The organism is Streptomyces sp. NPDC032745 (assembly GCF_055579465.1).
On the sequence record NZ_JBVING010000008.1, the window covers coordinates 208501 to 234568 of the forward strand.

Annotated in this window: 17 protein-coding genes and 1 pseudogene; 8 read left to right on the forward strand and 10 right to left on the reverse strand. The window is 71.8% G+C overall.

Going from position 1 to position 26068, the window contains the following annotated elements; translation table 11 throughout:
- Positions 1 to 11: 11 nt before the first annotated feature.
- Positions 12 to 2444: a helix-turn-helix domain-containing protein gene (locus ACZ5WG_RS22125; RefSeq protein ID WP_468725284.1), complete on the forward strand. Its 2433-nt coding sequence runs from the start codon at positions 12 to 14 to the stop codon at positions 2442 to 2444.
- Here the strand turns inward: ACZ5WG_RS22125 and ACZ5WG_RS22130 are convergent.
- Positions 2431 to 4581 (reverse strand): trypsin-like serine peptidase, encoded by a 2151-nt coding sequence (locus ACZ5WG_RS22130; RefSeq protein WP_468725286.1) that lies wholly within the window; start codon positions 4579 to 4581, stop codon positions 2431 to 2433. The two genes, ACZ5WG_RS22125 and ACZ5WG_RS22130, sit on opposite strands and share 14 nt — an antisense overlap.
- Before the next feature lie 259 nt (positions 4582 to 4840).
- On the opposite strand from ACZ5WG_RS22130, the gene ACZ5WG_RS22135 reads away from it, so the two are divergent.
- Positions 4841 to 5170: a CU044_2847 family protein gene (locus ACZ5WG_RS22135; RefSeq protein ID WP_468725287.1), complete on the forward strand. Its 330-nt coding sequence runs from the start codon at positions 4841 to 4843 to the stop codon at positions 5168 to 5170.
- A 60-nt stretch (positions 5171 to 5230) separates the two neighbouring features.
- On the opposite strand, the gene ACZ5WG_RS22140 is transcribed toward ACZ5WG_RS22135, so the two are convergent.
- A complete protein-coding gene (locus ACZ5WG_RS22140; RefSeq protein WP_468725289.1) occupies positions 5231 to 5797 on the reverse strand; it encodes a 2'-5' RNA ligase family protein in 567 nt (188 codons plus the stop codon).
- Positions 5798 to 5808: 11 nt separating this feature from the next.
- Positions 5809 to 8673: a peroxidase family protein gene (locus ACZ5WG_RS22145; RefSeq protein WP_468725291.1), complete on the reverse strand. Its 2865-nt coding sequence runs from the start codon at positions 8671 to 8673 to the stop codon at positions 5809 to 5811.
- 353 nt (positions 8674 to 9026) lie between these two features.
- Between ACZ5WG_RS22145 and ACZ5WG_RS22150 the strand changes: the two genes are divergently transcribed.
- Positions 9027 to 10733 carry a thiamine pyrophosphate-binding protein gene (locus ACZ5WG_RS22150; protein ID WP_468725292.1) on the forward strand — a complete coding sequence of 569 codons (1707 nt, stop codon included), beginning with the start codon at positions 9027 to 9029 and terminating at the stop codon, positions 10731 to 10733.
- 39 nt (positions 10734 to 10772) lie between these two features.
- A complete protein-coding gene (locus ACZ5WG_RS22155; RefSeq protein WP_468725293.1) occupies positions 10773 to 12158 on the forward strand; it encodes a hypothetical protein in 1386 nt (461 codons plus the stop codon).
- 152 nt (positions 12159 to 12310) lie between these two features.
- Here the strand turns inward: ACZ5WG_RS22155 and ACZ5WG_RS22160 are convergent, their stop codons facing one another.
- The gene (locus ACZ5WG_RS22160; protein WP_468725295.1) at positions 12311 to 13357 is read right to left on the reverse strand and encodes a saccharopine dehydrogenase family protein; all 1047 of its coding nucleotides are present in this window, start codon (positions 13355 to 13357) and stop codon (positions 12311 to 12313) included.
- Positions 13358 to 13484: 127 nt separating this feature from the next.
- Here ACZ5WG_RS22160 and ACZ5WG_RS22165 point away from each other — a divergent pair, with 127 nt between their 5' ends.
- Positions 13485 to 14444: a helix-turn-helix domain-containing protein gene (locus ACZ5WG_RS22165; RefSeq protein WP_468725296.1), complete on the forward strand. Its 960-nt coding sequence runs from the start codon at positions 13485 to 13487 to the stop codon at positions 14442 to 14444.
- A gap of 10 nt (positions 14445 to 14454) precedes the next feature.
- Here ACZ5WG_RS22165 and ACZ5WG_RS22170 read toward each other — a convergent pair whose 3' ends face one another.
- The 5 genes from ACZ5WG_RS22170 to argG form a co-directional block, all read right to left on the reverse strand.
- The gene (locus ACZ5WG_RS22170) at positions 14455 to 15876 is read right to left on the reverse strand and encodes an extracellular solute-binding protein (protein WP_468725298.1); all 1422 of its coding nucleotides are present in this window, start codon (positions 15874 to 15876) and stop codon (positions 14455 to 14457) included.
- Complete coding sequence (locus ACZ5WG_RS22175) at positions 15873 to 18575, reverse strand: substrate-binding domain-containing protein (RefSeq protein WP_468725300.1); 2703 nt, start codon at positions 18573 to 18575, stop codon at positions 15873 to 15875. The genes ACZ5WG_RS22170 and ACZ5WG_RS22175 overlap by 4 nt, the downstream gene beginning before the upstream one ends.
- A 4-nt stretch (positions 18576 to 18579) precedes the next feature.
- Positions 18580 to 18903 carry a hypothetical protein gene (locus ACZ5WG_RS22180; RefSeq protein WP_468725302.1) on the reverse strand — a complete coding sequence of 108 codons (324 nt, stop codon included), beginning with the start codon at positions 18901 to 18903 and terminating at the stop codon, positions 18580 to 18582.
- 119 nt (positions 18904 to 19022) lie between these two features.
- Positions 19023 to 20195, reverse strand: a complete 1173-nt coding sequence (locus ACZ5WG_RS22185; protein ID WP_468725303.1) for an epoxide hydrolase family protein — start codon at positions 20193 to 20195, stop codon at positions 19023 to 19025.
- Between the two features lie 110 nt (positions 20196 to 20305).
- On the reverse strand, positions 20306 to 21754 hold the full coding sequence (argG, locus tag ACZ5WG_RS22190; RefSeq protein WP_468725304.1) for an argininosuccinate synthase: 1449 nt from the start codon (positions 21752 to 21754) through the stop codon (positions 20306 to 20308).
- A gap of 279 nt (positions 21755 to 22033) precedes the next feature.
- Here argG and ACZ5WG_RS22195 point away from each other — a divergent pair, with 279 nt between their 5' ends.
- Complete coding sequence (locus ACZ5WG_RS22195; RefSeq protein ID WP_468725305.1) at positions 22034 to 23524, forward strand: FAD-binding oxidoreductase; 1491 nt, start codon at positions 22034 to 22036, stop codon at positions 23522 to 23524.
- A gap of 37 nt (positions 23525 to 23561) precedes the next feature.
- On the opposite strand, the gene ACZ5WG_RS22200 is transcribed toward ACZ5WG_RS22195, so the two are convergent.
- Entirely contained in the window at positions 23562 to 23882 is a 321-nt protein-coding gene (locus ACZ5WG_RS22200; RefSeq protein WP_468725306.1) for a TauD/TfdA family dioxygenase, read from the reverse strand.
- Positions 23883 to 24329: 447 nt separating this feature from the next.
- Between ACZ5WG_RS22200 and ACZ5WG_RS22205 the strand changes: the two are divergent.
- Positions 24330 to 25302, forward strand: a pseudogene (locus tag ACZ5WG_RS22205) (aldo/keto reductase).
- 28 nt (positions 25303 to 25330) lie between these two features.
- Positions 25331 to 26062: a TetR-like C-terminal domain-containing protein gene (locus tag ACZ5WG_RS22210; protein WP_468725308.1), complete on the forward strand. Its 732-nt coding sequence runs from the start codon at positions 25331 to 25333 to the stop codon at positions 26060 to 26062.
- The last annotated feature ends 6 nt before the right edge of the window (positions 26063 to 26068 follow it).

Sequence of the window (26068 nt, forward strand, 5' to 3'; positions counted from 1 at the left end):
GGGGCGGCTGAGTGACCAACCAGTTCGGCGCGCTGCTCCGCGGGCTACGGCTCGAAGCGGGGATGACGCAGGAGCAGCTGGCCGAGCGCTCCCGGCTGGGGGTGCGTACCATCCACCGGCTGGAGACCGGCAAACCCACCGATGCCCGAATGGGAACGGTGAAGCAGGTCGCGCACGCCCTGGCCGACGCGTTACGGCGCGACCGCGACGAGGTCTGGACGGAGCTGCTGGCCGCCCAGCGCGGTCACAGAGCCGCCGCCGAGGGCGTCTCCGCCACGCGCGCTCCCGTACCCGAGCCTCCCGGACCCCCCGAGCCAGTGCAGCAGGCCCAGCCGGCGCCACGCGCCACGCTGTCGCCGTCCCGGGGAGCCCTGGCCGAGGTCGCCGAGTCGCTCGCCCTCGACGTGTACAGCCGCTGCGTCCGCGAGGAGGAGCAGCGCCGGATCCACGACCCGTTCCCGCTGCCCGTACGGTGGCGGTCGGCGCCCGAAGAGCTGCTGGACCACTGGGACAACATCCGCGGCACTCCCCCCGGGGCCGTCTCCACCCCGCTGTCCCTGGACGGCGGCCTCGGCGATATCGCCGACGTCTACCGGCGCGTCCGGTCCGGACGGCTGGTGGTGCTCGGCCGGGCCGGCTCCGGCAAGACCGTTCTGATCCTGCGGTTCGTCCTCGACTACCTGCGCAAGCGCTCCGACGGCGAGCCCGTGCCGGTGGTCTTCAGCATCGGATCCTGGGACCCGACCGCCACCGCGCTGCGCGACTGGCTGATCGCCCGCCTGCTGCGCGACCACCCGAACCTCGACGCGCGCGCTCCGGGCGGCTCGACCCTGGCCGCCGCCCTGGTGGACGCCGGATGGATCCTGCCGGTGCTCGACGGGTTCGACGAGATCGCCACCGGGCTGCTCGGCCGTGCCCTGCAGGAGCTCAACACGAGCTCGCTGCCGCTGCTCCTGACCAGCCGTACCGAGCAGTTCGCCGAAGCCGTCACGGTCGAGGTGCTCCGCAAGACCGCCGGCATCGAACTGATGGACCTGAACACCGATGACCTGGTCCACTACCTGCCCCGCACCGCCCGCCCGACCGCACCCACCGACCGGAACGCACGGAGCGGACGGGACGGAAGAGCCGCCACCGTGTGGGATCCCGTCCTGGAGGGGCTCTCCGCGGACCCGGGCAGCCGGGCCGGCGCCAACCTCGCGAAGGTGCTGAGCACTCCGCTGATGGTCCTGCTCGCCCGGACCGTCTACAGCGACACCCCGGCCCAGGACCCGGCCGTACTGCTGGACACCACCCGCTTCCCGACCCCGGAGGCCATCGAGGAGCACCTCCTGGCCGACTTCGTCCCGACCGTCTACCGCCGCCGCCCCACCACCGCGGCCGGTGCGCACCATCTGCGCCGGCCCCGCACCTGGGACCCGCAACGCGCCCGGCACTACCTGGGTTACCTCGCCGAACACCTGGACCGGCCCGAGCAGCACGAACGCCAGGACCTGGCGTGGTGGCAGCTGCGGGACTCCCTGCGGCCGTCCTCCCGCATCCTGGCCGTCGTACTCGCCTGCTCGCTGGTCACCGCCGTCGCCGACTGGCTGGTCTTCCCGGCCAAGAACCTCGCCGCCGGCCGCAGCCCCGCGTTCGCACTGGGCGCCGGCCTGCTGGACGCGCTGCTGTTCGGCCCCGCGGTCGGTCTCGCCTTCGGGCTGGTCTACGGGCTCATGACCGCGTTCCGGATCAAGGCGTTCGAGCCGTCACGGGTGAGAATGCGGCTGCCCGGCCGCGGCCGGCGGGCCGGCGGCCCCTCCGCCCGCAGATTCGCCACCCTGTTCTCGGCCGGGCTGCTGGGCGGCTTCGTGATGGGCCTCGGGTGCGGGCTCGGCTTCACCGTGGTACCGCAACTCATCAACGGCCACCTGGTGGTCAACCCGGCTGTGATCGAGGCGACGGTCGTCAACTCGCTCGTGTACGGGCTCACGTTCGGCTTGGCGGGAGGCCTGGTGCTCGGGCTCGCGGCCACCCTGGAGACCCCGATCGACCTCGGCTCAGCCGCCACCCCGACGGACCTCCTGGCCATCAACCGCAGCATCGTGGTGCGCCAGACCCTGTTCCTCGTCCCCATGCTCACTGTGATGATCGCCCTCGGCGGGCGGCTGATCACCTCGCTCCTCCAGGATCTGGCCGGCCCGCTCCTGTGGCCCATGGCCGACGGGCTCGCGCTCGGCGCGGTCGGCGGGCTGGCCGGCGCGCTCTCCTACGCCCTGGCGTTCACCGCCTGGGGCCAGTGGGTACTCCTCACCCGCATCTGGCTGCCGCTGACCGGCCGCCTCCCCTGGGCCACGGTCGCGTTCCTCGACGACGCCTACCAACGCGGCGTGCTGCGCCAGGTCGGCGCCGTCTACCAGTTCCGCCATGCACGCCTCCAACGCCACCTCCTCACGTACGGCTGATCCCGTGCCCGATCTCCGCGGCGACCTCGGCGTGGGCGAGGTACTCCTCGATGCTGTGAGCCCGGCCGTTCGCGTTCTCCACGGCGATGTCGGTGAGCTTGCCCCAGGTCTCCCCCAGCGGACAGCCCAGGGCTACCGTGTCGGTGGGACACCAGGCATTGACCCAACGACGCACTCGGGCCGAAAGGCCGGGGCCGGGGGGCGACAGCCGGCTGTACACCGTGTCCAGCCCCAGCGGGCTGCCGGTGCTGACGAGCAGTGACACGTCCAGCCGCTCCGGGAGCCGGTGGACGAGGTCCATCCCGACGACCGTGCCGAGGCTGTGGGTGACCAGGACGATTTCACCGGAGGACGGCAAGGTGTCGAGCACGCTGGTCAGGACGGCCTCACGGACGGCCCCGTCGTCCAGGTACGCGTCGACGTCACGGAACCGGGTGGCGATGGCCAGCGCGTCCATGTCCGTCGTGGCGGCCAGCCAGCTCACCGCCCGGCGCAGACGTCCGGCCAGCAGGCTCCCGATGCTCTCTTCGGCCGTGCCGCCGTCCTGTGGCATCCCGGCTTTCGCCGCCGCCTGCAGGAGGAGCTGCTCGTACGAGCCGGTCGTCGACTCGGCGGCGAAGGCCTCCGCTGCCGAGTGGCCGTTCAGCTCGTCGAACGTGCCGGAGGCGGAGACGGCCTCGTGGCCTCCGGCGCTCTCCCTTAGCCTGATGGCCTCGATGATCCGGTCCGCGTAGAAGGGGAACCACACGTCCGCCGGGTCGACGGTGGGGAGACCGGCGCGGGTGAGTCCGTGGTTGAGCCCTGCCGTCCAGCCGCGGCGGAGCTCCTCGGGTTCGTGCTCGTGCTGGCTGCGGCCGTGGAGGAAGACCAGGTGCCGGCCGCCGGGGGAGGGAGCGCCGCGGGCGGGCAGACCGCTGCGGACCACTGCGGTGCCGCTCGGGCCGGCCGCCTCGTGCGGTGAGCCCGCGGCGGCGAGCGGGGACGGGGCCTCCACCACCGGGGCCGGGACCGGGGCGGAGACCGGAGAAGGAACCGGAGCGGACACGGGCGGGACGACGGGCACGGGAACGGGAGCGGCGACGGCGGGCCCTTGCTGGAGGCCGGACTCCGGCCCCATCTCCGCCAGCAGCGCACACTGCTCGGGTTCCGGCTGCAGCGCGGCGAGATGCTTGAGGATCGAGCTGACGCGCGCACCCTCGTTCGCGATGTAGTCGATGGCGTCGTCGGGGGCGCCGGGGCGCGCGATGTCGCCGTTCTTGAGCAGCCTGTTGCCTTGGGCGTCCTCCCTCGCCACGCCGCTGTGATGGAGGGCCACGACCTCCCACTGGTCGTTGAAGACCGGAGATCCGGAGTTTCCGCGCTCGGTGTCGGTCGTGTAGTGCAGGAACTCGGGCAGGCGGTCCTGGACGGTGTTGTCCCTGAAGGCGACCTCCTTGAACCGGCCCCCCGGGTGGCCGATGACGTTCACCCGTTCACCCAGAAGCACCTTGCCCTGCTGGATGCTCAGCCGGTTCCAGCCGAAGATCTCACCCGGGAGACGCCCGTCGGCTGCCGGGGCGACCGCCACCAGCGCGAAGTCGAGGTGCTTGTCCATGACGAAGAAGGCCGCAGGATCGAGTGCGAAGCGGACGGCCGCGTCGGGGGTGTTGTCGATGGTGTTCTGGACGTTGAACTCGATGAAGCAGCGCTGGCTGAACGCCTCGTCCAGCAGGACGTGCTGGTTGGTCATCAGCAGCCGGGGCGAGACCATGAAGCCGGTGCCGTGCGGCTGCTCGCGGCCCTCCGTGCGGATGGAGATCCGGGCTACGGTGGCGGCTGCGCGGGAGCCCCGCGGCAGGAAGCTCCACGGCTGGGACTCGTTGGCGATGTTGATGATGCGCTCGTTGGCGTCCGCCTCGGTGAGTGCCGTCGCGCGAACGCCGTCCACCAGCGCCGAGGCCGGGACGCCGCCCCTGTCGATGAGCCTGCCGGCCCGGGCGGCCATGTACTCGGCCGAGTCCGGGAACCGCGTCCCCTCGGCCTGACGCTCTTCCACGGTACGGCGAGTGCCGCTCGCGTCGCGATAGCGCCGGCTCGCCGCGGCCTGCTGCCGTTCGAGGGCCTCGCGTGCCTCGTCCGTCCCCGGCAGCTCAGACATGGCATCCACCGTTCCGTCGTCGAACACGTCACCTTCCAGGGAGCAGCCGTGGGACCGCGCCCGCAACAAGTGCGGGGCCACTTGAGTCGTCCCGTCGATGCGGCGGTTCCGCCCCCGCCCCATCCCGTACGGGGCGCAGGCCGCAGTGCGTCTCATGCGTACGGTCCACCCCGGATGCGGCACGTGCCGACACCTGGCCATGCTGGCCGAGACCCCACAGCAGGCAGTCCCCAGCCGCGCCGCAGGCGGAGGAGGAGTCATGGCATCTCTGGCTCGGATTCCGTTGGACGGCGGGGGCAGCCTTCTGGTCGAGGCCCCGGCCGACTTGGCGGGCCCGGTGAAGGCCGGTCTCCTCGGTGATGCCATTCACGACCTGCCGGGCAGTCTGCAGCAGGCGCTGGAGCCGATCACGGAGGCGGCGCGCGCCACCCTGGAGCAGCTGCGCAAGGCCCGCCCCGACGCGATCACCGTCGAGTTCGGCGTCGACCTCGCGGTCAAAGCCGGGGCGGTGATCGCCAGGACCGGAGCCAACTGCCACTTGAAGGTGACGGTCCAGTGGCAGAGCAAGGGCCCGTCCTCGACGAAGTGACCGGCCTGCTCACCGGGACGTTCGGTCACCGGGCCGGGGAGTCCGCACCGCGGGATCGGGCTACTCCGAGGGGTCGGGCTCGGAGCGCCAGTGGACTGCGCCCGTACCCAGGGCGATCGTGACACGGGGCCGCATGGGCTCGTCGCCGCGGCGGGACAGCAGCACGATCTCCTCGACCCGGGCCGACATGCTGCCCAGCCGGGCAGCGCACTCCTCGGCCAGCGGCCGCGGCTCGTGGGTGCGGCCCAGTGACAGGTGCGGTGTGAAGGTCGGGAATCGCCCGCCGCAGAGCGGGAACGGCTCCGTCAGGGCGCTCTGGAGCGCCGTCCAGGGGGCGAGGCCGGCGGCGGCCGGGTCGAGCCACACGGTGGCGTAGGCGCGGTGCCGGAAGGTACGCACCCCGCTCAGCCGGACCGCGAAGGGCTCCGTTCCCGCGAGGGCAGCGGCCAGCAGTGGGGCCGCCGCCGGAAAGTCGGCCTCCGGCACGAATCCGAAGACCAGGTTCACATGGGGCGGCCAGCGGCGGATCTGGGGGTCGTGCACCGTACGGATGCTCTGGATGACGGGCCACAATCCGGCCGGGGGCAGCCACACCACGGCGGTCCGTGGTGTGGGAGCCACCTCCATCAGTGCGCTGATCAGCCGCGGCCTCCGTCGGAGGGGCCGCGCACCGGGGCCGGGCGCCAGGGTGCGAATGCGCTCGCCGTGCGCGGCAGCAGGCTCGCCAGCTCGGGACAGTGCCGTAGGACGATGCTCGTCATGCCGTTGCGTTCGATCCAGTCCATGCCCAGCGGTGTGTAGACCTCGGGCCTGAAGTCGACCGTGAGGAAGCGGTCGCTCTGCAGCCGCCGGCTGGCCATCAGGATGAAGATGCGGAAGGCCGTGTCGCTGAAGCCGAAGCCCTGGGGCGGATTCTCGGCGAACAGCCCGACCATGGTGTCGATCTGGTCCACGTCACGGTAGACCTCCTTCAAGCGGCCGACCGTGTCCGGATCGGAGGAGAGGTCCTCGAAGCGGCGCAGGCGCGGCTTGTGCAGACCGGCCCGGAAGTCGTTGTACCGCGGCACACCGCGGCGCCGGGTGCGCACCAGGTCGACCACGGACAGGTCGATCACCTCCCCGTCCCGCTCGAACGCCTGGAGGGCACGGGGGTAGTTGTGCAGGGTGATCGCGCCGGGGTGGGCGATGCCGAGCGAGTACAGCGAGTTGGCCAGACCGGTCTTGCGGATGAGCGGCTCTGCCGCCGTGCCCTGCAGGTCGTTGAACCCGAGGGTGTCGAGTCGTCGCCCGAGCCGGTGGTCGACGATCTCGAAGTCGTCCGGCAGCAGCGGGTGCATGCGGTAGACGGTGACGAAGTCCTCGGTGAGGGAGTACGGCGCGGCGTGGTGGTCCGGCAGGGTCTTCGGGATGCCGGTCAGCGAGTGCGCCTCGAACAGCCACAGGCCCAGCTGCGTGAGCCAGTTCTTGGGCGGCCCCTGCCAGTTGGTCTTCAGCCCGATGTCGATCGTCTCGGTGGCGAGGATCGCGGGCGTCCACTCGACCGTGTGGATCTTGGCGATGAGAGCGGAGACGACGAGCCGCGCCGTGTGGTAGATGCGGTCCTCGTCCAGCCGCGGGTACTCCTGCCGCAGCGCCGCGCACACGGCGTTGTGCTCCCGGGCGAAGAGGGTGTGCATGGCGCTGAGGCCGAGCCACCAGCTCTCCGCAAAGCCGGTGAGGGGGAAGCCGTTCGGGCTGAAGGGCAGGTGCCCGTCCTCCAGGCGCAGCGCGGCGCCGCCGTCCGGCTCGCGCAGGGCCGTTCCGGCGTCCTTGGTCCCGCCGTAGACCTCCGAGCCGTCCCACCAGTGCGAGGCCGAGTTGCCGAACAGGATGGGCGGCGCTTCGCCGTCGGCGGCGCCGAGGCCCTCGTTCTCGGCGAAGCGCATCACCGTCTCGGGGCGTCCGCCAGGGGTGTTGCTCCAGGTGAGACCCGGCGGGAGCGGTACCTCGACGCTCTTCGTACCGGCCGGGTAGCGCTTGTGGTTGACCCAGTCGTGCACCTGGAACTGGATCCACGCGGCGGCCAGGATGTTCAGCGACCGTGCGGGGATGAACGCGTCTCGCTGCAGCAGCTCTCTGCTGACGGTGACCGGGTTGGGAGTGTCGAACAGGTCGGGCCGGTAGACGGGCGGGAGGTTGCGGCCGAAGGTCGATCCGACAGCCCCCATCTTCGGCGCGGACAGGTCGTTGTAGGTGCCGTCGTAGCTCCGCGCGACCCGCATCTGCTCGTCGACGGGTGCCGGCACCGGCTGGGCCTTCGGCGGAGCCTCGCGGATCTCGGTGTCGATGAGGTTGTGCCGGCGCAGCGCCTGCCGCAGCGTCACGAGGTTGAGCAGGCCGAGCCGGGTGGGCAGCCGGTGCCAGGGGACGAAACGGTTGAGGGCCTCGAACGCGGCGTCGAGCGGCACGCCCAGCACGGCGTTGCGGTGCGGTTCGGTGGTGACGAAGCGGTGGCCCAGCCGGTGGGCGCTGCTGGCCTCGTAGGCCACCTTGCGGGCACGGTTGAGGTTGCCCAGCGGCCGGAACTCCTCCGTCGTGTTCCACGGGTTGAAGACCAGCTGGTCGACCCGCACCGCGGCGGCCCGCGCCTGGGCGCTGTCGATGTCCTGGCGCGGGATCGTCAGCGTCGCCACCCGGACGACGGGCGCGTCCGCCTCCGTCCACTCGCTCGCTCCGTCCTCGATGGGCGTCCGGCGCGCGTCCACGTAGCGCTGGACGTACAGCTCGAAGACGACGTCCGCCTTCTTCAGGCGCTGTGCGAGCTCGTGGTGCAGGTGGTCGGGGTCGGTACGGGAGGGGCTCGGGGCCGGTGACGCGTTCGCGGCGGGGCGCAGCTGATAGCGCACGGGTCCCTGATCGCCCCACAGGATGGCGCCGCGGCTCCAGTACGTCTCCAGCGCCAGGCTGTGTACGGTGCGGCTCGTTCCGGCGCGTACGTTGCGTCGCATGCGCGCGGCCGTGGACCAGCCGACCGCGAGGGGCAGGGTGAGGAACAGCGCGGATGCCTTGCGGAGGGTCGTGTCGGCACCCGCCATGGCCTTCGCGAATTCGACGAACTCGCGTGCGTTGCGCGCATGCGAGACCGGGAAGCTCGTCATGAGGAGGTCGTGGGCCTCGTCCGGCCCCACCTCGATGCGCAGTGCCGCGCCCCGCAGGTCCGGGGCGTGGTCGGGCATGCGGGCGCCGTTCGCATTGGACAGCCGGACGGTGACCGGGTATTCGGCCGCGGGACTCGCGAAGCCGGTCCGCAGGTCCTGGGGCAGGTCCTGGACGAACGCCAGTCGGGCGTTCTCCACGCCGAGGACGGCCTTCGCGTGGAACGCCCGCTCGATGCCCGCCGCGCCGCTGCGCTTCCTCGCCTTGAGCTGGACCCGCATGAGCTCACGCGCGAGCCGCTCGAAGACGAGCCGTTCCGCTTGGGGGTCGCCGCCCACGTAGCGCTCGTACTGCCCGATCTCGTGCATCTGTGCCCCTTCCCGGAGGCGCCGGCCTCGTCGTCCGGACGCGGGGGCGCCGACGATGACGAGGCGACGTCGAACGGCTGCCCGTGACGGTGGCTGCGGGCATCTTCGTCACACGCAGCAACTTTGACCCACGCGCGGGGCTACGTCGCGCGGAGCAATGCAGACGGGTACACCGGGGTCGCGACCGGCCCGTCGCGCTGCGTGCCCGCGCACGGGCCCCTTCACCCGAATGGACCCGTGCGATCAGCCCGACCGGGTCTGCGCGGGGAGACTGATACGCAGGATGACGGCGCAGCACTGCATCGGATCGTCGTCCTCGCCCGATGCGGCAGGGCACGGAAGAGGGAGTGCCGATGAGAGTCTACGAGGCCATCGTCAAGGGGCTGGAAGGCATCGGGGTCCAGGCCGCATTCGGCGGGGCCGGCGAGAACGCCGCAGGCCTGATGCTGGCGCTGAAGCATTCCCGGCAGATCCGCCCGGTCATCACACGGCACGAGCAGGCCGCGTCCTTCATGGCCTGCGGCTACGCGATGTACACGAACCGGCTGGGCTTCTGCTTCGCCACGGCCGGGCCCGGTGCCTTCAACCTCTTCTCCGGGCTGGCCGTGGCGATGTCCGACTCCTACCCCGTCCTCGCCGTCTCGGGATACGCGTCGATGAAATGGCAGGGATGGGGTTCGCTCAACGAGACCTCGGGCCTGAACCGCACGCCCGACTCCCGGGCCATGTTCGCGGCCACGACGAAGAAGTCCTTCCTGCTCACGGATGCCGCCGACACGTGCGACGTCCTCGAGGAGGCGGTCAACACCGCGTTCGAAGGGCGACCCGGACCGGTACACATCCACGTACCCGAGAACCTCACCGAACGCGGCATCGAGGTCACGGACTTCCGGCACATCCGGCTCGACGTCAAGCCGATCGCGCCCGATCCGGCACGCGTGGAGGAGATCGCCTCGGTGCTGGCGGACGCCCTCACCCGGCGGAAGCGGATCGTGGCGCTCGTCGGCTTCGGCGCCGTCCGCAGCGGAGCGGGAGCGGAGGTCAAGCGGCTGATCGAACGGTTCCAGATTCCGCTGCTGACCACGCTGGACGGCAAGGGCATCGTCTCCGAGGGGCACCCGCTCTCGGTGGGCGTCTTCGCCGACAGCGGCCACTCGAGTGCGTGGAAGGCCTTCCGCGAGGCTGACGTCGTGCTGTGCATCGGCAACTCCCTCAACCAGCACGCCACGTTCAACTACCGCGAAGACCTCTTCGAGAACAAGCTGCTCATCCATGTGAACATCTCCGAGGCCGAGTTCCACAAGGCCTACCGACCCGACCACGCGCTGCTGTCCGACGCTCGCCTGGCCGTGGCGGCGCTCGTCGAGGCCCTGGAGAGGAAGGTCGGCGAGGTCCCGAGGGCCGACGTCGACGGCCGGGACTACGAGGCCCGGCACATCACCCACCTGACGGGGCACATCCACCCCGGAGAGCTCGCCCAGGCGATCGGCCGGATGCTGCCCCCACACGCTGTGCTGCTCGCCGATGCGGGCGCCCACCTGGCCTGGCTCGGCTACTACGTGGAGCTCGAGGAGGGGCAGCACTTCCGCAAGGCCGGTTCGTTCGGACCGATGGCCGGCCATGTCAACGGCGCCATCGGCCTGAAGGTCGCACACCCGGAGCGGACGGTCGTCGTCGGCTGCGGCGACGGATGTTACTCGCTGTCCGGGTTCGAGCTGATGACCGCCGTCGAGAACGAGATCCCCGTCATCTGGGTCATCTTCGACGACCGGGAGTTCAAGCTCATCAAACTCTTCCAGCTCACCACCTACGGAGAGACGGGGCTGGTCGAGTTCCAGAACCCGGACTTCGCCGCCTATGCGCAGGCGTGCGGCGCCGACGGCTACCGCGTCGAGACGCTGGAGGAGTTCGAGAAGGCGTTCCGTGCGGCGCTGGCCTCCGGCCGGCCCACCGTCATCGACGCCAGCATCACGCGGTGGGCCGTCCCGCACTACAGCCCCTCACCCGACGGCGTCATCGCCGGTCTCGTCGAGACCCTCGAAGCACGTCTGCGCGACTGACCGCCGGCCGGCTCGGCTGCACCGAGAAGGGGCAGGAGCATGACAGACCCGACGAACACGCACCGCCACACCGGGCTCGACGCCCTCATGAACCGCCCGCTGATCACGTCGATCTGGCACCGCCGCACCCACCGGGTCAGCCGCGGAAGCTCCGTGGAAGCCGGCTCGATGAGCTGGTCCTCCACCGAGGCACGTGCACCGCTGACGGAGCTCGAGGAAGCGGTGCTCATCTCCATGACGGGGTGCACCGGCCTCACCATGCCGGACCGCCCCTTCGCCGATCCCCGCAACGGCAAGCCGATCATGGCCAAGCCGAACCTCAACATGGCCGGACGGACGGCGGGCAGCCCCGACAACGCCCAGGGCACCCACTTCTTCCTGATCAACGACACCGGCACCTACTTCCTGCGCAAGCTGCCTCCCCCGGCCGACGGCTCGCAGGCGGCCTTCGACGCGGAGACCCTGTGCTCACGCGCCGCCGAGGCGAAGGTGCAGCTGCTCGACCACCGCATCGACGTACCGGACGGGAAGCGCGACTTCCCCGCCTACCTCGACTCCAACCGGTTCCTCTCGAACCTGCCCGGCACCACCGTCCTGTTCCCGGTGGTGGACCTGTCGCGGCAGTACATCAACGGCATGATGTACCTGCTCACGCAGCCCGAGGGCGCACGGCCGGCCATCGTCGACGACCGGAACCTCTACCGCTCGGCGGGCGTGGGCAAGTGGGTCAAGTCGGGGTTCCTGAACAAGGACATCAAGCTTCCGCTGGGCGCCATCTGGGCGATGCGCACGCAGATCGAGGCCGACCTGCTGCTGCAGAACATCATGCTCACCGCCGACGCCATGGGACTCGGGGCATGGATCCATGCCTCGCTCGCCCCGCCGATCATGCTGGGCGACCCGAAGTTCCGCCCCGCGTACGGTCCGATGCTCGGCTTCGACTGGACCACGCCCCGGTGGCGGCCGGCCGACCTGCTGCGCTGGCAGGTGCCGCTGCCGCGCTACTCCACGCTGCGGGCGACCACCGTCGGCCTGCGCCACAACGGGGAGCACCTGATCAAGGCGATGTGCCCGCCGAACTACGCCACCATGAACGACGCGGTCGACGCAGTCGTGGCGGACAAGTTCGGGCCGCGGGGCATCTACACCGACGAGGGCCTGTTCGAGCGCATCTACCGGGGCGAGTTCGGCGCCCGGTACCTGCGTGAGGCCAGCGACTACTCGGCCGACGTCATCGCCTGCACGCGCGACATCTGCACGTACATCTACGAGACCCACGGACGGTTCCCCGCACACTGCGACACGATCCACGTCCCGGGGGTCTGGCTGCAGGCCCACCACGTCGAAACCGCCTACTACGAGCGGTTCTTCCGCGACGGGCTGACCGAGGCCCACCAGCTGCACGATCGGCAATGGCACGGCTGAGCTGCCTGATCCAACCCCTTCGGGCCGCTGTTGGCCGTGACCGGATTCCCGGCCACCACCGCCAACAGCACCCCGGTCCGCGAGTCTGATCGTCCCCCGGGGTCCTGGCGCAGTCCGTGAGACACCACACCAGGACCCCGGCTGACCAGTGGTCAGTCGGCCTGGCCGAGCTCGTACGAGAGGTGCCGCGGAGCCAGTGAGCGCAGGAACGCGTGCGCGTCGAAGATCTCGCCGGGCGCGACCACCCCGGCCGTCCCGGCCTGTCCCGCGAGGATTCGGCCGACCGCTTCCACGACGAGAGGCGCGCTGACGGCGTAGATGTCCTGTCCGCGGGCCACCGCACGGCGCCTGGTGCCGCCCGCGCGGACGACGACGTCGACGAGGAAGGTCTGCGCCGACCGCCCTCGCTCGTCGACCGGCTTCGGAGGTTCGGCGTCCGGGGCCAGCACGTCCTTGACGGCCTCGAGCGTCATACAGGTGTGGATGTCGGGGGCGGACAGGTGATGGGCGATGGTCACGCTGTCCGTGGTGGTGAATTCGCCGATCACGGGCCGGTCCCCGACCGGAGCGGGAAACGTCCACCGGCCCGTGGGTGCCTCGTCGGTGCGCAGCTCCAGGCGGCCCTTCGCGTAGACGAGCCGCCGGCCCTCGCGACGGCGCCGGGAGACCTGACTGGACCCGCGCGTCCCGGCCGTGGGCTGCCAGCTGCTCAGGGCGAACGCGAGGTGCACCTCGTCGGCCTCCGGGGCGTCACCCAGTGCGGCGGTGGCGAGCAGGTCGCCGAGACCCCCGTAGAACGCCATCGCGGGAACGACCACGATTCCGGCGTCGCGGGCCCGGTCCGCGAAGTGCGCGAACGTATCGGCGACCGCTTCCACCTCTCCCGCGACGTCCAGGTAGGCGATCCGTGCGCGCAGCGCCGCCTCGATGACCGGTGCGGCCGTCACGGCGAACGGACCGGCGCAGTTGATCACGGCTGCCGCGCCGTCCAGTGCACGGTCGAGCGAGGCCGGATCGTCGGCCGAGGCCGGCCGGACCTCGAGTCCGGGAAAGGCGTCGGCCAGGGCCCGGAGCTTGTCGGGGTCGCGGCCGGACAGGATCGGGGTCAGCCCCCGCTCCAGCAGTTCGGACACGACGAAGCGTCCGGTGTGCCCGTAGGCGCCGAACACCGTTACCGCCGCCGCTTGACTCGTTCCCATGAGGTTCCCCCGTCTCGTGCGCTCGCGCTTCTCGTGCTCGTACGCGAATGATCACCGGATGCCATCGTGCCTCCGGCGGCCTGCGGCCGGGAGTGGCAGCAACGCCACGCCCCGTACACTTTCGGACATGAGCCTTGTCGCACTGGCCGTCACACCCGGGGTACCGCACTTCGAACTCGCCGCCGCCTGCGATGTGTTCGGTGTCGACCGGTCGGACCTCGTCGATCCCTGGTACGAGTTCATCGTGTGCGCCCCGGGCACCGTTCCGGTCGGCGACCGCTTCCGGCTCGAGCCCGACGCCGGACTCGACCGGCTCGTGCATGCGGACACCGTGATCGTCCCGGCGTGCGCCGACCTGGACGCGGACCCGCCCGCCGAACTGGTCGATGCCGTGCGCGCGGCACACGAGGCGGGTGCCCGGGTGGCCTCCCTGTGCACGGGCGCGTTCGTACTGGCCGCCGCGGGTCTGCTGGACGGGCGCCGGGCGACCACGCACTGGCTGCACGCCGCGGCGCTGGCCGAGAGACACCCCGAGGTCGAGGTCGATCCGGACGTGCTCTACGTCGACCACGGGACCGTATTGACCTCGGCCGGCAAGGCCGCCGCGATGGACCTGTGTCTGCATCTGGTCCGCCGCGACCACGGCTCCGCCGTCGCCAACGAGGTCGCGCGCCGCCTCGTCGTGCCGCCCCATCGGGCCGGGGGCCAGGCCCAGTTCGTCACCACCCCGCTGCCCGAACGCCGCGACCACCCGCTCGGCGCACTGCTGGCATGGGCGATGGAGCGCCTCGACCAGCCGCTCACCGTGGAGGACCTGGCGCGCCGGGCGAACATGAGCTCACGCCACCTGGCCCGGGTCTTCACGGACGTCACCGGCACCACTCCCCTGCGCTGGCTGCTGACGCAACGCATCCACCGCGCCCAGGGACTCCTCGAAACCACCGACGACACCATCGGCGCGATCGCCGCAGCCACGGGCATGGGTACTGACGCCACCCTGCGGCGCCACTTCAACCGCACGGTCGGCGTGCCCCCGGACACCTACCGACGCACCTTCCGCAGCACTCGTCCGGACCGCGCCGGCTGACCGGACGTGGTCACCCCCGGGGCAGTGCCTTCTTCAGATCTTCGTCCAGGGCTTTGGCGAGTTGCGCGGGGGAGGGCGGCTTGTCGCCCTGGAGCCGGGCCAGTTCGGCGGTGAACGTCTGGCTGAAGGCGCCGTAGAGCGGGGTGCGCGGCCGCTGGACGGCGTTCTCCAGGGCGGGCAGCAGGGTGCCGCGCGCGTACCCGGGGCGGCCGTTCCCGTCCCGCGGCATGTGGTCGGTGCGCTCTGCCGTCGGGGCCGCGGTGGCCTGGCCGGGTGGCTTCGCCGCCTTGCACCGCAGCTTGTCGTCCACGTACGCGGAGATCCGGGTGGCCGCGAACCCCGCGTCGAGCAGGCAGCGTTCGTTCTCCCTGTTGGTGAGGAACTCGACGAGCTGCTTGGCGGCGGTGCTCCGCTGCGAGCCCGTGGCCACGGCCAGGTTCTGGCCTCCCAGCACCGCCCGGCCGGGCAGTGGGGCCACACCGAGCTTCTCTTCGGGCAGGGACTGGTGGAGCGTGCGGTAGGCGTACGGCCAGTGGCGGAGGAAGCCGGTGCGGCCGGCCGCGAAGTCGGTGAGCGTGTCCGCCTCGTCGGACTGGGTGGCGGCCGGCAGGGTGTAGGCCGCCTCGGTGCGGTTGCGCAGCTCGTCCAGCCCCTCCTTCAGCTCGTCCACGGAACCGGCGTAGCGGCCCTCCTTGTCGGTGAGGGTGAATCCGTCGGAGCCCGAAGCGGAGGCGAAGGCCTCGATGCCGTTGACGGTGAGCCCTTCGTACGACGCGTCGAGCTGCGAGGTCCAGCCCTTCTCGTAGGCCTCCGGCAGCCTCTTGCGCGCCGCGTCGAGGGCGCGGATCAGCTGCTGGACGACGGGCCAGCCGCCGGTGCCCTTGCTCAGGTCGGTCTCCGTGACGCCCGCGCTCTCCAGGTAGTCGCGGCGGTAGAACAGCAGCCCCACGTCACTGTTGAACGGCACCGCGTACAGCTTGTCCCCCCAGCGGGCCGTGGCGGCGACCGACTTGATGACGTCGGAGTCGACCAGCTTGTCGGAGAGCTGCTGGACGAGACCCGCCGCGGCGAACTCCGGCACCCAGGTCACGTCGAGGTTGACCACGTCGTACTCGGCGCTGCCGGACTGCAGTGCGCCGAGCAGCTGGCTGCGCTGCTGGTCCGCCGAGCCGGGCAGCTCGACCAGGCGGGCCCGGTGGCCGGAGCCCTTGCCCTCCTGCTCCCGGTTCCACTCGTCTATCAGCTGCTGGCGGATGCCGCCCTTGCCGGTCACGTCCCGGCCGCTTGCCAGCACGATGTCGCCGGGCTGGTCGGCGGCGGCCGCGGCGCCGCTCTGCCCGCCGCCGGCTCCGGCGCCTGCGTCGCAGCCTGCGGCGAGCAGCACGGCGAGGAGCACTGCGGACGCGGCGCGCGCTGCGGGCCCGTTCCTCATCCCTGATCCCCCGTTCCGGTCCTCGCGACCTCGGCGCGCAGCCGCGCAACGAGATCGCTCTTGGTGTCCAGGCAGCGGCCGCCGCTCGCCTCGGAGACGGCGGCATCCGGTTTGCCCTTGTCGCAGCCGGCGCTGTCCAGGGAGGCCATGACCACCGGGATCCTGCGCCCCGTCCGCACGGACTGGAGCAGAGCGCCGAGCCGGCCGCCTTCGGCCAGCCGGTTGTTGTCCTCGTCATCCGTGATGTAGACGATCAGCTGCGGGCCACGGGCGTCGGTAGCGCGCTGCCTCATGTAGTCCAGGGCCGCGACCAGCGCCCTGTCGGGATCGGCTTCCAGGTCCTTGACCTGGGCCTTGGCGGCGATGGCGCTCTGCGCCTCCTTGCGCTGGTACTTGCCGAACGGCAGCACTTCGCTGTACGCGCGGGAGCCGTCCGGCTCGGTGGCAACCGCCCAGACCCCGTACTCGTCCCGCTCGCCGAGCCCGGCCAGGGACTGGGAGATGATGCCGGGCGCACCGCCGGGGCCCTCCCACAGGCTGCCCATGGACCCGGACGAGTCGAGCAGGAAGAGCACCCGGCCCGGCCCGTTGGCCTCCCGATACCCCTTCAGCGCCGCCGCCATCGCGGCCGGAGGGGCGGGGCCGCCGAGCAGGCCGGGGTCGTCCAGGGCCCCGAAGTCGCTGAAGACGACACCGGTGTCGGCGGACGGTCCGGTGCCGTTGCCGAGGGGCTTGCGAGGACCCGATGCACTGCGGAAGCCGTCGTTCCCGAACACGGCGAGTCCGCCCCGGACGGCGGACGCGTCGTCGTTCGCCCCGTTCTTCGCGGCCGTCCCCTTGCCGGTCAGCCACGCGTGGAAGCGCTCCGCGGCGCTGTCCCGCGCGGCCTTGTCCCGTTCGGGGCCCAGCCAGCGCACGCGCACGAACGTCGGGGTGAGGCCCGGGACGTCGAGGGGGTACTCGGCCATCCGGCGGACCCGGGTCCTACTGTCGCAGCCCACTCCGGTCCTGAGCAGGAACTCCGGTACCAGAACGGTGGTGCGCTTGTCCGCGGTGTCGTCGTCGGGCAGCGTGCACAGGAGGTCCCCGCCGGTGCGCGCGGGCGGTCCCGGCTGGGCCACGCCCTGTTCTGCGGCGGCCGGGTCCGGCGCTCCCGCGCCGTAGAGGCCGACGGTCGCGAGCAGTCCGGCGTCGGTGTTCTCCGGGTCCGTACGCCGTATTTCGGACGTCGGCTGACGCTTCCTGAGCGCGTCCGTCAAGGCCGCGAGAGCACCCACCCGCTCGGCGACCGGCTCCGCCGCCGGGTCCTGCGGTACGGCGAGCACGACCGGCGAGTACGCGAAGGGCTCGGGATCCGCCTCCAGCGCGACATAGGTCCGCTCGCTGGACGCGGTACGGGCCCGTTCGACGCTCGCGGACGAACCCGGGATCCAGATGTCCGGCTGCGGGCCGATGTCGCGCTGCGGGTTGGTGTCGTCGGCCACCGGCCGCTGCCACGGGTCGGACTGCCGGTTGAACGCGGCGACCGCCGCGGCGGCTCCGGCGCTGTAGACGGTGATGCCGACGCGCCTGCACCCGCCCTCCGACGTGTTCTCCGCCGACGTCAGGTACGCCTCCGCGGCCTTGCGGACGGTGGGCTCGAGGTCGGGGTCGGTGAGCAGCCGGAGTTCGAGCGGCGGCTTGCAGGGGGCGCCGTCCCCTCCGTCGAGTGCGGCGATGCCGGTGGCGACGAGTCCGGCGATCACCGCGGGCACGCCGATGGCGGCCGCGAGTCTGCGGCCGGTGAGGGGGCGGAGCCTGCCGAGCCTGTCTGGTCTTCCGCCGGGGCCGGGGCCGGGGCCGGGCGATTGCGGCGAAGTCGGCCCGCCGCCGGACCCGCCCGGGGCCGAGTCGAGTTCCTGCGACGGCGACGCGTCCGGCGAGCGGACGGAAGGGGCTGCGAGCAGCACGTCGGCGCCCGAGGCGGCAGCGCGGCTCTGCGGCTCCCACGGCTCGGCGGGCTCGCGCAGCGTCGTGTGGTGCTCGGACATGTGGGCCCACAGCTTTTGGGCCAGTTCCACGAAGCCGACTTCGCCGCCCCGCCCGGAAAGGCCCTCGTGCAAGAAGCTCACGAGTTGGGCGGTGTACGGCGTCGGCGAGCCACCGTCGCCCGCGTCGATGCGGTTGTTGGCCTGGACGCTCATCAGCAGCGAGGTCCGCTGCCGCTGGGCCGTGCCGAGCGCGTTCCATGCCGCCGAGGCGTTACCCGCGTAGCAGCAGTCGAGGATGACGACCACCTGCTCCGCCCGGGCGCGGGACAGCACGGTGAGAACGCCCTTCCAGGGCGTGGCGCCGCGGAACACGGACTCGTCGCCCGGGACGATCGTCGCCCGCCGCATCAGCAGCCAGAGCTCGTCCCCCGTACTGGGCACGGCGCCGTGGCCGGAGAAGTAGAGCAGGAGCAGCCCCTCGGCCGCGTCGACCGCGGCGTCCAGCTGCTGGTCGAACTCGTCCACGGTGTGCGGCCGGGTGACGGTGATCCCGTCCTCGGCGAACACACCGCCCTCGCGGAGAGCCTGTTCCAGTCCGGCGAGGTTGTGCTCGACCGCGCCGAGGTCGCCCGACACCCCGAAGGGGTGCTCGGGCTGCTTGAAGTCGTACTCGGGGACTCCGACGAGCAGCGCCCGGTTCACTTTCCCTCGCGGGTCGAAGCGCGCCACCGGGCTATCTCCCGTCGCTCTCCGGCGCGACCTCGACCTCCGGGGGTTCGCCGCGTTCCACGGACCGGCGGTTCTCCCGCCACGCGCGGACCCCGCTCTTCACCTGCTCGAACACTTCGTCGAATAATTTGGAGGCGGCTGCTCCGATCAGCACCAGCGTGATCTCCATCCCGGCTCCCATCGGGCTGCCGGGCCCGCCCTCCGTCCCGGCGCGCACGTGGATCTCCAGCACGCCGTCGTTCCTGTGCGTTTCGAGCTTCTGCTCCCGCTCGAGCCACGCCTTCAGCGCCCCGATGTCGCTCTCGCTGGCACCCTGTGTCAGGCGCACGCGGATAGCCGTATTCGCCATAGCCTCCCCCTCAGCCACGACTCAGCATCATGACATGCGAGTTGTACGGAGGGGCACCCTTTGGTCACGAACGGGATCACGCCAAGGCGCCGGCGCCTTCAGCGGGTTGCCGCCTGATACGGGCGGAAGAACTCACGCAGTTCCGCTGCGTAGAGCTCGGGCTCCTCGAACGGTGCGAAGTGCCCGCCGCGTGCGGGCTCGGTCACGCGCACGACGTTCGCCGTGCGCTCCAGCCATGCGCGCGGCGGGCGGACGACGTCGCCGTGGAAGAGCGAGAAGCCGGACGGCACCTCTACCCGGCGGGCGTGCTGCTCGGGCGGGATCGCGGCGTTCGCCCGGTACATGCGCATCGACGAGCCGATCGTCCCCGTCAGCCAGTAGAGCGTGACGTTCGTGAGGATCTCGTCCTTCGTGAAGCTCCGCTCGATGTCGCCGTCGCAGTCGCTCCACGCCCGGAGCTTCTCGACGATCCACGCGGCGAGCCCGGCCGGCGAGTCGGTGAGCCCGAACGCGGCGGTCTGGGGCTTCGTACGCTGCAAGGCGGCGTAGGCGCCCTCGGTCGCGCCCCAGGCTGCGGCGCCCTCGAGCCAGGCGCGCTCCTCGGGCGCCAGGTCCGCCGGGTCGCCGGTGAAGACGGGCAGGCCCGCGTCGGTGCGGTGGACGGCCACGACCCGGTCGGGGTGGTCGAGCCCGAGGTAGCGGCTCACGTGGCTGCCGACGTCCCCGCCCGCCGCGCCGAACCGCGCGTAGCCGAGGACGCCCATGAGCTCGGCCCACAGGCCGGCGACGGCGATGGAGTCCGGGGGCGGGCCGGTGGGGCGGTCGGAGTACCCGTAGCCCGGCATGTCGGGCACGACCACGTCGAACGCGTCGGCGGGATCGGCGCCGTGGGCGCCGGGGTCGGTGAGGAGCGGGATGACCTTCGCGTAGCGCCAGAACGAGTCCGGCCAGCCGTGGCTGAGTACGAGCGGCAGCACGGGGCCGGCCGGCGCGACGGCCCGGACGTGCACGAAGTGGATCCCGAGGCCGCCGAGCGGGACGCGGAAGCGGGGGAAGCGGGCCAGCGCCGCCTCCTGCGCCGGCCAGTCGAAGCCGTCCGCCCAGTAGGCGACGAGCTCGCGCAGGTAGCCGAGGTCGGTTCCGAACGACCAGCCGGCGTCCTCGGGCATGTCCGGCCAGCGCGTCGCGCGCAGTCGCGCGCGGAGATCCTCGAGCGCCGCGGGGGCGGTCTTCGGGGTGAACGGCTCGGGGCGGGGAGCGACGTCCGGCATGCGACGCATCCTAGGCGTCCCACGCCGAACGAGCCGCCCCCGACGCGGCGTCGGGGGCGGCTCGTTCGGCACGACCGGTCAGCCGGCCACTCGGCCGGCCGGTCAGTCCGTCAGTCGGTGCCGGACTCCATCGCGGCGCGGTCCAGCAGCTCGTCCTCGGCGGAGACCTCGCCGCGGGAGGCGATGGCCTCGGCGCCACCCTCGGGCATGGCACCGATCAGCCCGGTCGCCGCCGCCTGCGCGGCTCCGACCAGCTCGGGGTGGGCGGTACCGACGATGCCGAGGCCGGCGTACTGCTCGAGCCGGGCGCGCGAGTCGGCGATGTCGAGGTTGCGCATGGTGAGCTGGCCGATCCGGTCCACCGGGCCGAACGCCGAGTCCTCGGTACGCTCCATCGACAGCTTGTCCGGGTGGTAGCTGAAGGCGGGGCCGGTGGTGTTCAGGATCGAGTAGTCCTCACCGCGCCGCAGCCGCAACGTCACCTCGCCGGTGACCGCCGAGCCGACCCAGCGCTGCAGCGACTCCCGGACCATCAGCGCCTGCGGGTCCAGCCAGCGGCCCTCGTACATCAGCCGGCCGAGGCGCCGTCCCTCGTTGTGGTAGTGGGCGAGGGTGTCCTCGTTGTGGATCGCGTTGACGAGGCGCTCGTACGCGGCGTGCAGGAGCGCCATGCCGGGCGCCTCGTAGATGCCGCGGCTCTTCGCCTCGATGATCCGGTTCTCGATCTGGTCCGACATGCCCATGCCGTGGCGGCCGCCGATGGCGTTCGCCTCCATCACCAGGTCGACCGGGGAGTGGAACTCCTTGCCGTTGATCGCCACCGGGCGGCCCTGGTCGAAGCCGATCGTCACGTCCTCGGCGGCGATCTCGACCGACGGGTCCCAGAACCGCACGCCCATGATCGGCTGCACGGTCTCCACGCCGGTGTCGAGGTGCTCCAGCGTCTTGGCCTCGTGGGTGGCGCCCCAGATGTTGGCGTCGGTCGAGTACGCCTTCTCGGTGCTGTCGCGGTACGGCAGACCGTGGGCGACCAGCCACTCCGACATCTCCTTGCGGCCGCCGAGCTCGGTGACGAAGTCGGCGTCGAGCCACGGCTTGTAGATGCGCAGGTGGGGGTTGGCGAGCAGGCCGTAGCGGTAGAACCGCTCGATGTCGTTGCCCTTGAAGGTCGAGCCGTCGCCCCAGATCTGGACGTCGTCCTCGAGCATCGCCCGGACCAGCAGGGTTCCGGTGACGGCGCGGCCCAGCGGCGTGGTGTTGAAGTAGGCACGGCCGCCCGAGCGGATGTGGAACGCGCCGCACGCGAGCGCGGCCAGGCCCTCCTCGACCAGCGCCGCCCGGCAGTCGACCAGGCGCGCGATCTCGGCCCCGTACGTCTTCGCACGGCCGGGCACCGACGCGATGTCGGGCTCGTCGTACTGGCCGATGTCGGCGGTGTAGGTGCACGGGACGGCACCCTTGTCGCGCATCCACGCGACCGCGACGGAGGTGTCGAGGCCGCCCGAGAAGGCGATGCCGACGCGCTCGCCGGTGGGCAGTGAGGTGAGAACCTTAGACATGGGAAGAGTATGCACTTAACCGCATGGCTATGCAAATACTCCCTGCCCCTCTGCCCGCCGATCGGCCATCCGGCCCGGGCTCCGGCTCCTTCGTGCGGGTTGCCCTCCCGGTCCACCGGAGCGGCGCAGGCCATGCGACGGGCGGACCGTGAGCATGATCGCCACGAGATCGCGAGCACGGCGGAGGCCGGACGGGGGCCACGTCTGCTCCTGTACGAGGAGAGGAACTGCACGATGGCGGGACGCCGGGATGTTCTGCGGTGGGGAGCCGGGGCTGCGGTGAGCACGGCGGGCGCCCTGGCCGGCGGTCTGACCGGCGGGTACGGTGCCGCATCGGCTGCCGTCACGCCCTTGCACCGCCGGCCCGGCGGGGTCGCCGACGGGTCCCCGCCGGAGCCGGGGGCCTGGCGGCAGCTGCGCCGCAGCCTCAGCCCGGCGGCCGGTCTGTACCAGCCGGGCAGTGCAGGCTTCGGCCTGCTGGCGGCTCCGGACAACCTGCGCTACGCCCACGTGCGGCCGGCCGGCATCGTGGCCTGCGCGACGGCGGGCGACGTACAGGCGGCCGTCCGCTGGGCGGCGGCGCACGGCGTACCCCTGGCGCCGCGCTCGGGCGGCCACAACTACGCCGGGTACTCCACCACCCGGGGCCTGCTCATCAGCCTGCGCCGGATGAACGGCGTGGGCGTCCGCGGCACCCGGCTGCTGCTCGGCGCAGGCGCCACCAACTCGGACGTGTACGCGGCCAGGTCGGCGAACCTGTACTTCCCCGGTGGCCGGTGCGGCGGAGTGGGCCTTGCCGGACTGGCCCTGGGAGGCGGCCTCGGCTTCAACGACCGCAAGTGGGGCATGACCTGCGACCGGCTGGCGGAGACCCGCGTGGTGCTGGCCGACGGCACCCTGGTGCGCGCCGCGGACGACGAGAACGCGGACCTGTACTGGGCCTGTCGCGGCGGGGCCGGGGGCAACTTCGGCATCAACACCGGCTTCGTCTTCGATGCCACCGACGTCGGTGACCGGATCGCCACGGTCTTCGACCTCTCCTTCGATCCGGAGGCCGGGGTCAGGCTGGTCGCGGCGGTGCAGGAGATCCTCGCCGACGACGACGCGGGCGACTTCGACGTGCGCATCGGCTTCAAGAACGCCGGCGACGGACAGGCCGCCTCCGTCGCCCTGCTCGGCCAGTTGCTGGGCGACGAAGCGACGCTGCGGAGGATCTTCGCCCCGGTACTGGAACTGCGGCCTGCGCGTGCGTTCATCGAGCAGCGCCGGTTCTGGGCGGCGCAGGACTACCTGCTGGAGAAGCCCGGGGCGCCGGACGACTACGCGTCCAAGTCCCTGGTGCCGGACCGGTGGCTCGGCCCGGGGACGGTCGAGTCGGTGGTCCAATGGGTGCGCGACTGGCAGCCGGGCGCGCCGGGCAACGCCGGCTACGTCACCCTCTTCGCGATGGGTGGCGCCAGCGGCCTCCCGGAGCCGGGCGAGACCGCCTACCCGCACCGCGGCGCCACGTTCGTCATCGACATCGGCACCCACTGGAGGCCGGACACCCCCCAGGACGGCGTCCGGCAGCAGCTGGCGCGGACCCGCGCCCTGCACCGTACGCTCTCCCGCGACCTGGAGACCCGCGCCGCGTACGTCAACTTCCCCGACCCGGACCTGCGCGACTGGCAGTCGGCGTACTACGGCGACAACTACGCGCGCCTGCTCGAGGTCAAGCGCCGGTACGACCCCAGCGGGCTGTTCCACTACGCCCAGGCGGTCGGTACGTAGCCGGCCGCCGCGAGCCGGCCCGCTCGTCGCGCGGTGCTCAGGCGGTGTGCCCGGAGGGATTCAGCCCGAGCATGACGCGTGCGAGGCACCGCCGGCGGGCGGGGTCGGCGTGGTCCTCGTAGGACGTACGGCCGTGCAGGACGCGCCGGTCGTCGATCACGAGGCAGTCGCCGTCCTCGAGCAGCGCGGTGATCCGGAGCTCCGGGCGGGCCAGCACCTGGCCCAGGGCGTCAAGGGCGGCACGCCTGTCGGGCGCAAGAGGCTCCCCGGCCAGCTCCGCGCCGGTCTCGAGCCGCTTGACGTTGCACCGGACCCGGATCCGGCCGTCCGCCTGCTCGAACACCGGCGCCCACACCACGGGCGACTCCCCCGGGGGCGTGACAGGCCGACACGCCCCCGTCCCTGACCAGCCACCCGAGGGCCGTGTCCGCGCCCCGGCCCTGCGGGAGCGGCTCCCCGAGGTGCCGGAGCATCGAAACGCCGAACTCCTGGGCTTGTCCCGTGCTCATCGTGGTGAGGGGCGTGCCCGTGACCAGGGCGAAGCCGCGACCGTCGAGCAGCGCGTCACGCACCCCGCGGGCGAGCACCTCGTGGTCGCGTACGTAGGGGAGACGGAACTCCCGGGAGGAGGCGAAGCTCTCCCGCACCCAGCCGTCCGTGACACCTCGGGACATGAGCACCGTCCTCCTGCCGGCTGAGCCAACTCGCACGCGGAGCTTAGGAGTCGGGGACAATCACCGGGAAGACCGCCTTCCGCACGGCGTTGCCGGAGACGGGGTGGGGAGACCGGGGAGCGGAGGAACGGATGCAGAAGCGCCTGGGCCACGACGGCCCGCTCGTATCGGCAATGGGCCTGGGCTGCATGGGCATGTCCGACTTCTACGGGTCCGCCGACGAGGCGGAGTCGGTCGCGACGGTCCACGAGGCGCTCGAGCGGGGTGTCACCCTCCTCGACACGGCCGACATCTACGGCCCTCACACCAACGAAGAGCTGGTGGGCCGGGCCATCGCGGGCCGCCGCGACCGGGTGTTCCTCGCGACCAAGTTCGGCGTGGTGCGCGGCGAGGATCCGCGGGCGCGACGGGTCGACTCGAGCCCGGCCTACGCCAAACGTGCCTGCGAAGCATCACTGCGACGCCTGAACGTCGACCACATCGATCTCTACTACCTCCACCGCCGCAATCCCGACGTCCCCGTCGAAGACACCGTCGGCGCCCTGAGCCGGCTGGTCTGCGAGGGGAAGATACGCCACATCGGTCTGTCGGAGGTGAGCGCCGACACCCTGCGCAGGGCGCATGCGACCGCCCCGATCGCCGCGCTGCAGAGCGAGTACTCCCTGTGGACGCGCGGCCTGGACCGGGAGATCCTGCCAGCGGCGCGGGAGCTCGGCGTCGCGCTGGTGGCGTACGCGCCGCTGGGCCGCGGCCTGCTGTCCGGAGCCCTGAACTCCGTGGGGGGCACTGGCTGCGGATGACGTCCGCCGCGACCAGCCCCGCTTCCAGGGGGAGAACCTCGCCGCCAACCTGCATCTGGTGCACCGTCTGAGGGCTCTCGCCACCGGTATGGGCTGTACTCCGGCGCAGCTGGCGCTCGCATGGATGCTGGCCCAGCCGGACACCGTCATCCCCCTCCCCGGCATGCGCCGCCGCTCCCATCTCAAGGAGAATCTCGGGGCCTTGGCGGTCCGCCTCTCCCCCGCGCAGCTGGACTTGATCGGCGAGACGATCCCGGAGGCCGCAGGTGCCCGCGCACCCGACGTGTCCCGCCTGGAGCAGTAGCGCGGTCACCGACGGGTACGGTTTGGCCATGGATCTTTCCACGAGCGCTACCGATGAGAACTCCCCGCAGTCGGCGGTCATCAAGGCCACCGCGCGCCAACTGCTGGTGAAACTGGGCGCCTCAGGGCTGTCCCTGGATGCCGTTGCCGAGGACGGCTGTCTTGCCGTCAGCGACGTGGCAGGCGTGTTCCCGCATCGGGACGACCTGCTGACCGCACTGGTCATCGACGCCTACAACGACTCCGCCGCCGCGATGGAGGAGGCCGACCGGGCTGCAGGCGCCGCCGGGGCGACGGCCGGCGCGCGGCTCCTCGCGGTGACCCGCGCACTGCGGAAGTGGTCCTTCGACCACTCCGCCGAATTCACACTGATCTACGGCTCCCCCGTCCCCGGCTACCACGCCCCGCAGGACACCGTCCCGGCCGCCTCGCGCACCCCCGCCGTACTGGCCGGCATCGTACGTTCCGCGCTGACGGCCGGTGAACTCACCCCGCCCCGGCGGACGGTGCCGGGGCCGCCACTGCTCCGGCCGGAGGCCGTGGAGCTCTTCGGCGGTGCGCCCGAGGCCCCGTTCTCGGACCTCATCGAGCGCGGCATCGTGCTGTGGAGCAACCTGATCGGGCTCCTGGTGTTCCAGGTCTTCAGCCGTACCCACGACAGCGTCCGGGACGAGTCCGCCTACTTCGACTTCGCCATCGCCGTGGCGGCCGAAGGCATAGGCCTGACGGTCCCCCTGGAGGAGAACACCCCCGCCGGCTAGACGGTC